The 13,512-nt window shown below is 64.0% G+C and carries 13 protein-coding genes; 6 read left to right on the top strand and 7 right to left on the bottom strand.

Annotation, left to right across the window (positions count from 1 at the left end):
* Positions 1-87 precede the first annotated feature (87 nt).
* Entirely contained in the window at positions 88-1,101 is a 1,014-nt protein-coding gene (locus Amn_RS23480) for a cell division protein FtsX (RefSeq protein ID WP_154386132.1), read from the bottom strand.
* Positions 1,094-1,753 carry a cell division ATP-binding protein FtsE gene (gene ftsE, locus Amn_RS23475; RefSeq protein ID WP_067957659.1) on the bottom strand — a complete coding sequence of 220 codons (660 nt, stop codon included), beginning with the start codon at positions 1,751-1,753 and terminating at the stop codon, positions 1,094-1,096. Before ftsE ends, Amn_RS23480 begins: the two co-directional genes overlap by 8 nt.
* A gap of 120 nt (positions 1,754-1,873) precedes the next feature.
* Here ftsE and Amn_RS23470 point away from each other — a divergent pair, with 120 nt between their 5' ends.
* The 3 genes from Amn_RS23470 to Amn_RS23460 all read left to right on the top strand — a co-directional run bounded on the left by Amn_RS23470 (position 1,874) and on the right by Amn_RS23460 (position 3,638).
* Entirely contained in the window at positions 1,874-2,623 is a 750-nt protein-coding gene (locus tag Amn_RS23470; RefSeq protein ID WP_154386134.1) for a hypothetical protein, read from the top strand.
* 9 nt (positions 2,624-2,632) lie between these two features.
* Positions 2,633-3,175: a hypoxanthine phosphoribosyltransferase gene (gene hpt / locus Amn_RS23465; RefSeq protein ID WP_067957665.1), complete on the top strand. Its 543-nt coding sequence runs from the start codon at positions 2,633-2,635 to the stop codon at positions 3,173-3,175.
* 67 nt (positions 3,176-3,242) lie between these two features.
* Positions 3,243-3,638 carry a response regulator gene (locus Amn_RS23460; RefSeq protein ID WP_154386135.1) on the top strand — a complete coding sequence of 132 codons (396 nt, stop codon included), beginning with the start codon at positions 3,243-3,245 and terminating at the stop codon, positions 3,636-3,638.
* Here the strand turns inward: Amn_RS23460 and Amn_RS23455 are convergent.
* Positions 3,605-4,549 carry a DMT family transporter gene (locus Amn_RS23455; RefSeq protein WP_154386136.1) on the bottom strand — a complete coding sequence of 315 codons (945 nt, stop codon included), beginning with the start codon at positions 4,547-4,549 and terminating at the stop codon, positions 3,605-3,607. The genes Amn_RS23460 and Amn_RS23455 overlap by 34 nt on opposite strands.
* A 306-nt stretch (positions 4,550-4,855) precedes the next feature.
* On the opposite strand from Amn_RS23455, the gene Amn_RS23450 reads away from it, so the two are divergent.
* A complete protein-coding gene (locus tag Amn_RS23450) occupies positions 4,856-5,716 on the top strand; it encodes a LysR substrate-binding domain-containing protein (RefSeq protein ID WP_067966130.1) in 861 nt (286 codons plus the stop codon).
* A 96-nt stretch (positions 5,717-5,812) separates the two neighbouring features.
* Positions 5,813-6,439, top strand: a complete 627-nt coding sequence (locus Amn_RS23445) for a glutathione S-transferase family protein (protein ID WP_154386137.1) — start codon at positions 5,813-5,815, stop codon at positions 6,437-6,439.
* Positions 6,440-6,730: 291 nt separating this feature from the next.
* On the opposite strand, the gene Amn_RS23440 is transcribed toward Amn_RS23445, so the two are convergent.
* From Amn_RS23440 to argH, 4 genes are all read right to left on the bottom strand, one after another.
* On the bottom strand, positions 6,731-9,316 hold the full coding sequence (locus Amn_RS23440) for a TIGR02302 family protein (RefSeq protein ID WP_154386138.1): 2,586 nt from the start codon (positions 9,314-9,316) through the stop codon (positions 6,731-6,733).
* Positions 9,317-9,492: 176 nt separating this feature from the next.
* Complete coding sequence (lysA, locus tag Amn_RS23435) at positions 9,493-10,761, bottom strand: diaminopimelate decarboxylase (protein ID WP_185910318.1); 1,269 nt, start codon at positions 10,759-10,761, stop codon at positions 9,493-9,495.
* Between the two features lie 30 nt (positions 10,762-10,791).
* Complete coding sequence (locus Amn_RS23430) at positions 10,792-10,998, bottom strand: lipoprotein (protein ID WP_154386139.1); 207 nt, start codon at positions 10,996-10,998, stop codon at positions 10,792-10,794.
* A gap of 70 nt (positions 10,999-11,068) precedes the next feature.
* Complete coding sequence (gene argH, locus Amn_RS23425) at positions 11,069-12,469, bottom strand: argininosuccinate lyase (RefSeq protein ID WP_067957685.1); 1,401 nt, start codon at positions 12,467-12,469, stop codon at positions 11,069-11,071.
* A 33-nt stretch (positions 12,470-12,502) separates the two neighbouring features.
* Between argH and tlpA the strand changes: the two genes are divergently transcribed.
* Positions 12,503-13,195: a thiol:disulfide interchange protein TlpA gene (tlpA, locus tag Amn_RS23420; protein ID WP_067957688.1), complete on the top strand. Its 693-nt coding sequence runs from the start codon at positions 12,503-12,505 to the stop codon at positions 13,193-13,195.
* Positions 13,196-13,512: the final 317 nt, after the last annotated feature.

Raw genomic sequence — 13,512 nt, 5'->3', positions numbered from 1 at the left:
CCATCACGAAGCCATGGTTAAGCAGGGATTGCGGCTTTTGCAGCGCCTATCTAAGCACATTCTGCAACAAAGTGACATCATCGGTGATCACATCCTTTCCGGATGCTGCACGTCGATGTCGCCGAGATAGCTGACGACGGTGAAATGTGATGTCGCGGCAGTCAATGCGCCAATGACAGCGACGATCACGGCGACGCCGAGATAACCGTTCAGGCCGATGGCGAAGTTGCCGAACAGGGCGGTTGCCTGGTCGGCTTCCGGCGTCGCGAGATTGAGCGACGACCACCACGAAAAGATGATGAAGACCACCACAGCGGCAACGCCACCGGCGGCCGCACCCGTCATGCCGGTGAGCAGGAAGTGACGGCGGAACTCGCTGGCGATGAAATTGGCCTCGGCGCCGACGAAATGCAGCACCTCGATGATGTGGCCGTTGCCGGCCATGGCGCCGCGCGTCGCAAACACCACAGACAGCACAGTCGCTGCCAGCATCAGCACCAGCACGCCGGTGCCGATGGTGACCGTCGTGCGCGCCATCGCCACCAGCCGGTCGACCCAGGTGCGGTGATCGTCGAGCGTGGCGGTTGGCACCTTGGGGCTGATCGCCTGGCGCATCGCGCCGAAATCGGGCGGGCTGCTCTGGTCGATGGTGACGATCACCAGCCGCGGCACCGGCAGCTCGTCGATGTTCAATCCCGAGCCGAGCCACGGTTCGAGCAGCCGCGCGGTAGCGGCGCGATCGACGATCTTGGTGCCGCTGACGCCGGCGAATTCGCCGGCGATGCGTGCGGCCGTCTCCAGTGCCGCCTCCATGTCCAGCCCTTCGGCGGGCTTGATCTGGATCGTCGCCTCGCGGGCGATCTGGTTTTCCCACACCGAGGCGGTGTCGCGCACCAGCGTGACCGCACCCAGCGTCAGGCACGACAAGAACGTCATGATGGCGATGACCAGCACCAGCGCGCGGCCGGCGATGTTCTGTGACGGCACGATGGGGGCGGTCTTGCGCTGCAGCCTTGGCGCCGGCTGTTGGAGCGGCGCATCCTCGAATTCGTCCTCGAATTCCTCGTGGTGTGTGCTGCTGTCGGCTTGGGCCTCAGTCATAGATGTCGAGCCTTCCGCCGGCGAGAATCATGCGCCGAGCATCGACCTGGTCCATCAGGCCGAGATCGTGGGTTGCGATCACCACCGCGGTGCCAAGCCGGTTGAGCTCGATGAACAGCCTGAGCAGGCGCCGCGCCAGTGGCGGGTCGACATTGCCGGTCGGCTCGTCGGCCAGCAGGATCTCGGGCTGCTCGATCAGCGCGCGGGCGATCGCGGCGCGCTGCTTTTCGCCGCCCGAAAGCACCGGCGGCAGCACATGCATGCGCTCGCCGAGGCCGACCCATTTGAGCAGTTCGGTGACGTCGGTGCGGTAGCTTGCCTCTTCGCGCCCGCGCACGCGCAGCGGCAACGCCACGTTCTCGTAGGTGGTCATGTGGTCGAGCAGGCGGAAATCCTGGAACACCACGCCAATACGCCGGCGCATCAGCGGCAGCTCGGTGCGCGAGATGCGCGAACGGTCCTTGCCGAAGACGCTGATCAGGCCACGCGTCGGCTTGAGCGACAAAAACAGCAGCCGCAGCAGGGTGGTCTTGCCCGCGCCCGACGGCCCGCTCAGGAACTGGAACGAGCGCTCGGGGATGTGGAAGGAGATGTCACGCAGGATCTCCGGTCCCATCCCGTATCTGAGGCCGACATTCTCGAAGCGGATCACGTGCTGCAGACCTTGAACTTGCGAAACATTGGGAACTTACGAAACCCTGGGAACTTGCGAATCCACGGAGATTCATCGGGACCCTGGCTGCCCGTTTCTACGAAACGACCATGGGTCCGCATGGTTAAGAGACGGTTAATTTCCGTCCGGAATGGGGCGCCGAAGCACCTCGGTGGCGAAGCATTAACCATTTCCGTTTACCCCCTCTCGGCAGAATGTCTAAGGGGTCTGATGGCTGAGCAGCGGAAAGCACGCCCGGTTTCCGGCGAAATCATGACCGATGACGGCCGCGACACATCCGCCCAACCCCAGCGCGCGCCTGCCTTGGACATTGTCGACGCCGATTTCGAAGTCGTGGCTCGCGCCGATCGCCGAAACGAATCATCCGCCGTCCAGCCTGTCCTCGCCACTCAGCCAGCCAATCGGGGCGGAATGGAGATGCTCAGGCCAGCGCATTCGCGGCTGGACGCCCGGCCGACGCGCGGCGGGCCGATCTTCTGGCTCTCCTGTATCTCCTTGGTGGCAATGGCGTTTTGGGTCGCCGGCGGACACCAGGTGCTGCATGCTGCGGCGTTTCCGCTGTCATGGCAGGCGCCGAAGCTGCGCCTCGCCGACGTCGTTTCGCGCATCGACAGCTCCGGCCGAAAGCCGCTTCTGCTCGTCGACGGCACCGCTTTCAACGACGGAAACAGGGCGGTATCGCTGCCGCCGATCGTCATCGCCGTCACCGGCGAAGACGGTAAAGTCCTGCGTTACAGGCTGGGGACAGGCACGGTTCCGGTGGCAGCCGGCGCAAGATGGGACTTTTCGAGCCGGCTCGACGTGCCTATGAACGGGGTAAAGACCGTCAGGGTCGCTTTCTCGGAATAGGATGCTGTCATGCCTGTTGTGCGCGACAAGGAAATCGAAGTGCTGTTCTCCGCCTCGGCGATCGCACGGCGCAATCTCGAACTCGCCAAGGATATCGCGGCGCACGACTACACTGACCTTTTGGTCATCTCGGTGCTGAAGGGTTCGTTCATCTTCGCCGCCGACCTGATCCGCGCCATGCACGACGTCGGCCTGTCGCCGGAGGTCGAGTTCATCTTCATTTCAAGCTATGGTGCCGGCACCACGAGCGGCGAGGTCCGCGTGCTGCGTGACATCGACAACGAGGTTGCCGGCCGCGACGTCCTGCTGATCGACGACATTCTCGAATCGGGCAAGACGCTGAAGTTCACCCGCGAGCTGATGATGTCGCGCGGCGCCAAGAGCTGCTCGATCGCTGTGCTGCTCGACAAGCGCATGCGCCGCAAGACCGACCTCAATGCCGATTATGTCGGCTTCGACTGTCCCGACTATTTCGTCGTCGGCTATGGCATGGATGTGGCGCACGCCTTCCGCGAACTGCCCTTCGTCGGAGTGGTCAAGGGCGAAGACTGATCAGCCGCTAATCACAAATTTTGCGGCATTCAGGAATCGTCAACCAGTCGCGGCAAATATCGCCGCCATGGCAAAACTTCTGATCGTTGAGGACGATGAGTCCGTCCGCACTCTCGCAGCCCGCGCGCTCGAACGCGCCGGCCACAAGGTCGACGTCGCTTGCGATGGCGCCGAAGGGCTCGACTCCATTCACGCAGAGCGCGGCGGGTACGACCTGATCGTCACCGACATCCGCATGCCGGAGATGGACGGCATCGAGATGGCGCAGAATGCAGCACGCGCCTATCCCGGGCTGCCGATCCTGCTGATGACCGGCTATGCCGACCAGCGCGAGCGCGCAGAGGAACTCGACGCCATCATCATCGATGTGGTGCAGAAGCCGTTCACGCTCAACGACATTCGTGACCGCGTTTCGCGGGCGCTGGCTGCTCAGTCGGCAGTGGCGCTCGCCGGCGCCGCCTGAGGCGTCCGCGTCCCGACATTCAGCGCGAATATACCGGCGCCGACGATCAGCAGCGCGCCGATCACCGTGCCGGTTCCGGGCACCTCGGCGAATAACAGGAAGCCCCACAGCGGTGCCCACAACAGCCCGGTGTATTCGAAAGTCGCCGCCTTGTTGGCGGGCGTCAGCCGATAGGCTTGGCCAAGCAGCACCATGCCGACAGCGGCAATGATGCCGCAGGCGCCCATCATCAGGAAGTCGCGCAGGCTCGGCCAGATCCATGGCCGCATCAAAAAATCGAGGCTGGGATGGCCTGTCTGCTGGAAGCCGGCGGCCGAGAAGATCGTGGTGATCAGCACGGCGCCGAAGAGATAGGCGGCGTTCTGGTAGAAGGCCATTGTCGTCGCACTTTCCGTCACGCCGACCTTGCGCGCCATCAGCTGCGAGAAGCTGTAGAGAAACGCCGAGGCGAGCGACAGCAAGGCCGCCCATTCGAAGATGCCGGCGCCGGGATTGACCATGATGACCACACCGAAAAGCCCGACCGTGCCGGCGGCAAGGCTCTGCCACGGCACCGGTTCGCCGAGATAGGGACCGGCCATGGTCATGATCAGCAATGGCGTCAGGAAGAAGAGCGCCGCCGCATCGGCGATCGGCAGCGCCGGTATCGCCAGGTAGTAGGCGCAGTAAGACACGAACAGGATCGTCGAGCGCGTTGCGAGGAAGCGCCAGTTGGGCGAGGCGAGTGCCGGAAGCCCGACATCGCGATGCACCAGCAGGAGCAGGATCGGCAACGCCACCACGGCGCGGATCAGCAGCGCTTCGCTGACCGGATAGGTGCCGGCCACGGCCTTGATCAGCGCGTCCTGGATCGAAAACACCAGCACGCCCAGGCAAAGGCAGAGGATGCCGAGAAGCGTTCTGTTGTGCATGGTGCAGGAGTGCCTGGCTAAGAGGTCGTCCCGATATTTGTACCTTGAGATCGGGCGGAACGAGAGCGCTTGTCGGCGCCTCCTGTTGGGCCAGCGGCGACAGCGACTGGCGCACAGCTGCCCCAAAAAAATACCCGCCGGCAAGATTGCGGCGGGTGAAAGTGAGGACGGTATTACCAGTCCGCAGCCGCATCTCTTGCGACCACCTTCCAATGGGTAGCGGGACTATTCCCCGCCGTTTGACACAATGCAAACGAATTGGAATGATGGCAGCCATTAGAATTTCTTATGGCTGAAAACGTTTTCATGACCGCACGCCTCGACAGCGACCTGCTGCGCACCTTCCTCGCGGTTGCCGAGAGCGGCAATTTCACCCGCGCGGCCGAAGGTGTCGGGCGCACCCAGTCCGCGGTCAGCATGCAGATCAAGCGCCTCGAGGAGGTCGTCGGCGAGGTGCTGTTCACGCGCGGCGCGCGCGGCGTCGCCCTGACCGAACGCGGCACCGAGCTCGTCGGAAATGCGCGCCGCATCGTTGCCCTGCTCGATGAAACGGCGTCGTCGATGCGCGCGGCGCCGCTTGGCGGACCGGTCCGCATTGGCATCCCAGAGGAATATGGCCAGCCTGTTCTGTCGCGTGCCCTGGGTGCCTTTGCCAAGCGCCATTCGAAGGTGGAGGTGACGGTGCGGTTCGGCTATTCGGTCTCCCAACTGGCTTCGCTCGCGGCCGGCGAACTTGATCTTGCCGTGGTCTTCGAGTGGCAATTTCCATCGGGCGCCGAAGTCCTGATGAATGACCCGACGGTCTGGGTGACCTCCATTCACCACCAGCTGCATCTGGAGCGGCCGCTGCCGGTTGCCATGTACACCCGCCACGGCTGGTCGCGGGAGTATGCGCTTCGCTCACTCGAGCAGCGCGGCATCGATTACCGTTTCGCCTACACCAGCGATACCACCAACGGCCTCTCCCTTGCCGTCACCGCCGGACTGGCGCTGGCGCCGATGGCCCGCAGCAACATTCCACCGGATTGCCGCGAGCTGACGGAGGCCGAAGGATTCGGGGCGATCGACACGACCAGGGTCGTCATGCATCGCAATCCGCGCGCCAACAGCGAAGCCGTCGACGCCATGGCCGACGCCATCCGCGAGGCTTTCCATCAGCGGCGCTGATCGCTGGGAACAAGCCGTATCCTGCCATGCTTCCTGACAAAAGGCTGTCAGGAGACCAATGTTATGCAGGCGGCATTCTGAAATGAGGAGGAAGTTATGATCACCTTTTACCACGCGCCCTGGTCGCGCGCGTCCAACGTGCTTTGGCTGCTTGAGGAACTCGGCACCCCCTACACGGTCGAGAAGGTCGATATCCGCGCACCTGGCGGGGTGCCGGAAGAGTATCGTTCGATCCAGCCCAACAAGAAGGTACCGGCGATCATCCACGATGGCATCCTGGTCACCGAGCGGGCGGCAATCTGCACCTATCTCTGTGATGTCTTCCCCGAAGCCGGCCTTGCACCTGCCATAGGCGACAAGCTGCGCGCGCCTTACCTGACCTGGCTCGTCTATGCCGATTCGGTGTTCGACCCAGTGCTGGCGGCCAAGGCGTATGGTCACGAATTCATGGGCAGCGGCTATTCCTACGGCTCGTTCAGCGAGATGGTCGACAATCTCGAAAGGACGCTGTCCTCGCGCCCCTACATCGCAGGCGACCGCTTCACCGCAGCTGACACCCAGATCGGCGGCGGCATCAATTTCGGCATCCGTGTGCTGAAGACGCTGCCCGAGAAGCCGGTGTTCCTGGACTATGTCGAGCGCTTGGCAGCACGCCCCGCCTTCCAGCGCGCCAGCCAGAAGGATTTTGCGATGGCGCAGGAGGCGGGCATGGTTCCCGGCTGAGGCTGGGTGTGCGGCGCCAAGGCGTGAGCGATTTGAGCATTACGCCTTCGAACTCGCGCCTCTCGCACCCCTCTCTGTCCCGCCGGATCTCCCCCGCAAGGGGGGAGATCATGCCGTCATCGACCCCCACCGCCAACCACCAGCCACACGGCCCGTTGCTACCACGTGACAGGATGAGCAGTGCCGGTGACGAGACTAACCTCCCCCCTTGCGGGGGAGATGTCCGGCAGGACAGAGAGGGGTGGGGCGGAGTGCGTCGGTACAGGAGGAACAAACGTAGTGAGCTCGCGGCTACCGCAGCTCCAGCAAGCGTTCGAGATAACTCCGCTCCAGTTCGGGGCTGAGCGCATTGCCCAGGCGCTTGCGGATGGCGTCGAGGATCTGGCGGGCGCGCTGCACGTCGATCTCGTCGGGCACCTTGGTCGAGTCGCCGAAGTCGGGACCGGTGGTGGCGCGGGGCCGGCCGAGCGGGTCGCGGTCGGCATTCTGCTGGCGGCCGCCTTCGCCGCTGCCGCCCTGGTCGCCCTGCATGGCCTGCATCTGCTGCATCATGTCCTGGGCGCCCTTGCGCAGCGCTTCCAGCGCGCGGCCCTGGTGGCCGACGGCGCGTTCGCTTTCGCCCTTGCCGAGTGAACCCTCGGCCTGGTTCATCGATTCCCCGGCGTCGCCAAAACCTTCGCCCGGCTTGATGCCGAGGCCCTCGAGCCCCTTCATCAGCGCTTCGAGGTCCTTTTCCAGCTGCCCTTGGCCCTGCTGCAGCTGCTTCATCGCGTCGGCAAATTCCTGCGGCGTCATCGGCCGGCCCTGCTGGCCCTTGTTTTGCTGGCCTTGCTCGCCCTGTTGCTGCTGCTGGCCGGGCTCGCCGTTCTCGCCGAAGGGATCGCTCTGCTCGCCTTGGCCACGCTGCATCTGGTCCATGCGGAAGGTCTCGTTCATCATCTCCTGCTGGCGCCGCATGATCTCGCCGAGCTTGTCCATCTGCTGGCGCATCTCGGAATTCTGCTGGCCCTGCTGACCCTGCTGCCGTTTGCCGGCCTGCAGGTTGTTCATCATGTCCTGCAACTGCGACAGCAACTCGCGCGCCTGGTCGCGGTTGCCCGACTTGGCGAGGTTCTCGATCTGGTCGAGCATGCGCTGCAGGTCGCTCTGGCGCAACTCCTGGGCCGGCGTCTGGTCCTGCGCGGTCTTGTTCTGCTGGTTGCGTTCGGCGAACTCGCGCAGGAAGTCGTTCATCGCCTCGCGCAGCTCGGCCATCAGCTTGTCGATTTCTTCGTCGCTGGCGCCGCGTTCGAGCGCGTCCTGCAAGGCCTGCTGGGCCTGGCGCAGGCGCTTTTCCGCCGCCGACAGGTCGCCGTCCTCGATGCCGAGCGCCACCTGCCAGAGATAGGTGACCACCTCGCGCAGTTGGTCGTCAGAGCTGGCCATCTTGAGCCGTGAGCGGGCGCTCATCAGCGCCAGGTAGTGCGAGAGATTGTCGATCGTGTCCTCGGGACGCAGTGTGATCGCGTCCATCAGATCAAGCACGCGCCGCTTGGCGTTGGCGTCGAGCGCCAGCAGGCGCCGCTGTTCGATCACCGCCCGGGCGAGCGGGTTGGTGAACGGTTTTTCCGGCAGGATGATCGTCTTGGTTTCGCTCTTGGCTTCTTGGCCGGCATCGTCGCTAGCATGCAAGGTGAGCTTCACCGAAGCACCAGCCCAGACATGCTCTGTCAGGTCGCGCGTCGCCTTCACCGGCTTTTTGGTCGCACCACGGCGGGGCAGGGAAAGCGGCATTTCGGGCGGGCCATAGAGCGGGCGTGCATCCAGCGGCTGCGCGTCGGCAAGGGCGAATTCGGCCTTGGCCGAGGCCGCGCCATAGTCGTCCTCGATATTGTAGGTCAGTTCCAGCGTGCCGTTGACGGCGCGTTTGGGCTCACCGACGAAGCTGATTTTCGGCGCGCTGTCGGGAATGACGGTGAAGGCCCAGCTGTCGAGCTCGTCGTCGCCGGATTTCAGCGTGAGCTTACCCTGGGCGGTGAGCTTTTCGGCAAACTGCCTGACCGTGGCAACCGGGCCTGTCGCGACAGGCGTTGCTGCGTCGGTGTTGACGCCATTGGGTACGATGTCGCGCACTGTGCCTGCGGCATCGGTGAAGGCGAGCGTTTCGTCGCCCGAGCCGCCGGTGACGCGTAGCGACAGTTCGCTGCCCTCGGGCACGTTGATGACAGGAACGTCCCTGCTTGCATCGGCGGTCAGGAAGATCGGTGCCTTGCCCGTATATGTCGGCGGCGTCACCCAGGCGTCGATGCGCGGCGGCACAGTGTCGTGCGCCGCATGCGCCCGGAAGGCGTCGCCCAGCCGGCCGCCGGTCGGGCCGAAGGAAAATGCGAAGGCGCAAACGAACAACAGGGCAGCGGCGGCGCGAAGTGCCCATGGGTCGCGTTCGGGTACTTGCGTCCGGGGCAGGTCGCCGCCCAGCGTGCCAAGCCGTTCGGCCATGCGCTTCTGGTGCTCGCGCCACAAGGCGTCGGCAAAGCTGTCCGGCTTGCCCGACGGCTTGTCGGTCTGGACCTGCACCGGCGTGTGCAGCAGCTGGTTGGCGCGTTCGAGACGGCTGTCGATCTCAGCCCAGCTCGGCAGGCGGAAAAAGCGCAGCGGATAGAGCGAGGCCAACGCGGCTGCGACGAAGGTCACGGCCAGCCCCAGTCGCGCCATGTCGGGCAGGAGCCGGAACAGGCCGAGCCAGGACAGACTGACGAACAGGCTGGCAATAACGATCAGCGGCAACACCAGCGGCCAGCCGCGCTCGACGATCATCGCCGTGGCGATGGCCAGGCGCGTCCTGCCCAGGCCGGCGGCAATGCTACGATGCAGCGCTGGTCGTGTCGGTTCCGTCATCGGCCCTTCCGCTTGGGCGGCGCGGGATGCAGCCACCCTGCCTCTGGGAGAATACCATCAATCGCGGCGAAGGCGAGGCGACCAACGTAATCGTGAAGCTCAACGCACAGCACTTCCGGGGCAGGCGTAAGGAACGCCGTAGAATTCCCTGCTCACCCTGACAATCTGGTGCGCCGTCAGGCGAGCCAGTCGGGCACGGAATCGAGGCCGATCAGCTCTTCATAGGTCCGGCGCTGGCGGACGACATGGAAACGGTCGCCGTCGACCAGAACTTCGGGCACCAGCAGCCGCGTGTTGTAGGTGCCTGCCTGAACCGCGCCATAAGCGCCGGCCGTGCCGACGGCAATCAGGTCGCCGGCCTTCAGCCTGGGCAGGTCGCGGTCGAGGCCGAGGTAGTCGCCGGTCTCGCAGACGGGACCGACGATGTCGACGGTCATGCGCGGCACGTTTGCTGCCGGCTGCACCACCGGGCGGATGTCGTGATAGGCATCGTAAAGCGTCGGCCTGATCAGGTCGTTCATCGCCGCATCGACGATGAGGAAATTCTTGGCGTCGCCTTCCTTCACGAAGATGACTTCCGAAACCAGGATGCCGGCATTGCCGACGATCAGCCGGCCCGGCTCGAACATCACCTTGAGGCCGAGCTTGCCGACGCGCTTGTGCACGATCTGGGCATAGGCGTCGGGCAAAGGCGGCGGGTTGTTGTCGGTCTTGTAAGGAATGCCCAGGCCGCCGCCGAGGTCGACATGGTCGATCTCATGGCCGTCCGCCTTCAGCGTTTCCACCAGCTCGGCCATCAGCGCAAAGGCGTCGTCGAAAGGCTGCAGCTCGGTGATCTGGCTGCCGATATGCATATCGATGCCGGTGACCTTGATGCCGGGCAGGGCTGCTGCGCGGGCATAGGCTTCGCGCGCCCGCTGACGCGGGATGCCGAACTTGTTCTCGGCAAGCCCGGTCGAGATCTTCTTGTGCGTCTTGGCGTCGACATCAGGGTTGATGCGCAGCGACACTGGTGCGGTCTTGCCGTTGGCAACAGCGCGTGCCGACAGAAGCTCGAGCTCCGGCTCGGATTCGACGTTGAAGCACAGGATGCCGGCCTGCAGCGCGAAGTCCATTTCGCGCGCCGTCTTGCCAACGCCCGAAAAGACGATCTTCCCGGCCGGGATGCCGGCGGCCAGCGCGCGCCGCATCTCGCCTTCCGACACCGTGTCGGCGCCAGCACCGAGCTTTGCCAGCGTCCTCAGCACGGCCTGGTTCGAGTTGGCCTTGAGCGCATAGCAGACCAGCGCATCGAGATCTGCGAAGGCCTTGGAGAAGACCTGAAAATGACGCGTCAGCGTCGCGGTCGAGTAGCAGTAGAACGGCGTGCCGACGGCAGCGGCGATATCGGTCAGCGCCACGTCTTCGGCGTGGAGGACGCCGTCACGATAGTCGAAATGGTTCACGGCAGCATGCTTTCGAAAATGAACAGCGGCTCAGAGCAGCGGGTCGAGGATGAAAGGCTTGTCCTCGACCGGTTTTACCGGTGCCGGGCCAGCCGGCTGGCCGGCCTTCTGGGCATCCTTCTGCGCCTGCACGGCAGCCTCATAGGGGGTGTCGAGGTCGCCCTTGCGGCCGCAGGCGGAAGCCATGCCAACCGCCGCAATCAGCCCGAGCGTCACCAGAATCCTGCCAGCGGTCATGTTCCATCCGTCCGCGAAAATTTCCCCGCTGCTTGTAGCGGAGATTCTTGGGCTTTGCACCCCGGCTAGATCACGCTTTTGCCAGCCGTTTCTTCCAATAGCGAACCTGCTTCTTGACCTCTGCAGGTGCTGTTCCACCGAAGGACGTGCGGCTCTTCACCGAGTTCTGCACCGACAGCACGGAGAAGATGTCGTCGGTGATGCCGTCATGGATCGACTTGAGGTCTTCCAGTGCCAGCTTTTCGAGCCCGACCTTCTTGCTTTCGGCCAGCGCCACGGCACGGCCGGTGACGTGGTGTGCCTCGCGGAACGGCATGCCCAGCGTCCGCACCAGCCAGTCGGCTAGGTCGGTGGCGGTCGAGTAGCCCGAGCCGGCGGCCTTCTTCATCGCCTGCTCGTTGATCGTCATGTCGCCGACCATGCCGGTCATCGCGGCCAGCATCAGGTCGAGCGTCTCGGCGGCGTCGAACACCGCTTCCTTGTCTTCCTGCATGTCCTTGGAATAGGTCAGCGGCAGGCCCTTCATGACGGTCAAGAGGCCGATCAGGTGGCCGTTGACGCGGCCGGTCTTGGCGCGCACCAGCTCGGCGGCGTCGGGGTTCTTCTTCTGCGGCATGATCGACGAGCCGGTCGAGAACGAATCCGACAGGCGCACGAAGCCGAATTGCGGCGTCGACCAGATGACGATCTCTTCGGCGAGGCGCGACATGTGGGTGGCGCAGATCGCAGCGATCGACAGGAACTCCAGCGCGTAGTCGCGGTCCGACACGCTGTCGAGCGAGTTGCGCGTCGGTTCGCGGAAGCCGAGGGCCTTGGCAGTCTTGAAGCGGTCGATGGGGAAGCCGGTGCCGGCAAGCGCTGCCGCACCCAGCGGGCTCTCGTTCATGCGTTCGATGGCGTCGCGCACGCGGCTGAGGTCACGGGCGAACATCTCGACATAGGCCATGCAGTGATGGCCGAAGGTCACCGGCTGCGCCGTCTGAAGATGGGTGAAGCCGGGCATCACGGTAGAGGCATGCTGCTCGGCGCGTTCGAGGAAGGCGGCGATCAGCCCCTTCAGTGCCTCGGCGACGCGATGGAACTCGTCCTTGACCCAGAGCCGGAAGTCGACGGCCACCTGGTCGTTGCGCGAGCGTGCAGTGTGCAGGCGTCCGGCGGAGGCGCCGATCAGTTCGGCAAGGCGCGACTCGACATTCATGTGGATGTCTTCGAGCCGGGTCGAGAAGGCGAACTTGCCGTCCTCGATTTCTCGCAGGATCGTGTTCAGGCCGTGAGCGATTTTCTGTTGATCGCCAGCCGAAATAATGCCCGTTTCCGCCAGCATCTCGGAGTGGGCGACGGACCCTCGGATGTCCTGGGCATACAGCTTCTTGTCGAAGCCGATCGAGGCGTTGATCGCTTCCATGATCGCAGCCGGGCCCGAGGCAAAACGTCCGCCCCACATCTGGTTGCTGGCCTTCTTGTCGCTCATCGTGATACCCGGGCTCCGGAGAAAATTGATTAGATGTCGGACCGCAGAAAAATGTTTCCAGCCCCACGCCATATACTGATTGCCGCCGTTGCGGGCGTGATCGCCGGCGCGGTCGCGGTATATGTCAGCACGACCCTTCCTGGCAACAAGACGCCGCAGCCGACGGTCGCCGCCGACACCAGTTCTGCAAGCCCCGACGACAAGCTGTGCGCGGCGAAGGCAGAAAAGGCCAAAGCCGTGGGTGCCGTCGCCGTCGGCCATGTCGCCGCGATGATGCCGGCCGACCCGCCGCAGTCGCTGAAGACGCTTGCCTTCAACGATCCCGAGGGCAAGCCGATGACCATCGCCGACCATGCCGGTCGCACGTTGCTGGTCAATCTCTGGGCCACCTGGTGCGCGCCGTGCCGCGCCGAGATGCCGGCGCTCGATGCTCTGGAGCGCGAGATGGGCGGCGAGGAGTTCGAGGTCGTGGCGATCAATGTCGACACCGGCGACGACACCAAGCCGCAGAAGTTCCTCGAAGAGATCGGCATCTCCTCGCTTGGCCATTACCGCGACAACACGCTCGCCGTGTTCAACGATCTGAAGAAGCGAGGGCTGGCGCTCGGCCTGCCGGTCACGCTTTTGATCGACGGCGAAGGCTGCCTGCTTGCCAACATGAACGGCCCCGCCGAATGGGCCAGCCCCGACGCCAAAAAGCTGGTCGAGGCGGCGCTCGCCAATTAGGGCCTTGCGTGTCCACACACGTTTGCTTTTGCGCCGCTGCAATTTGAGATTGCACTGTCGAGGCCGTCATCTTCGCGGTTTTCATCCGCGAAGGAAGCCGCGCGGCATGTCCATTCCATTTCCAGCCGTTCATTAGCCGGCGTTGTCGGCAGGTGGGGTGAGTCCAATTCTCGGCAATTTGTTTTCGTTTTCTAGAAAAACGAAAGCATGTCATGTGGTTGTGGAAAAAGCGAAATCGAAGCGCGCCAAATGCGACCTTCATACGATCGCTACAAAACTGTTGTGGCGCTGTCATAATCCGACAATACTGGTCCTAG

It is taken from the genome of Aminobacter sp. Y103A (assembly GCF_030294925.1).
Classification (GTDB): Bacteria; Pseudomonadota; Alphaproteobacteria; order Rhizobiales; family Rhizobiaceae; genus Aminobacter; species Aminobacter ciceronei.
Note: the sequence above shows the minus strand (reverse complement) of the source record. Positions and strands in the feature narration are given on the sequence as shown.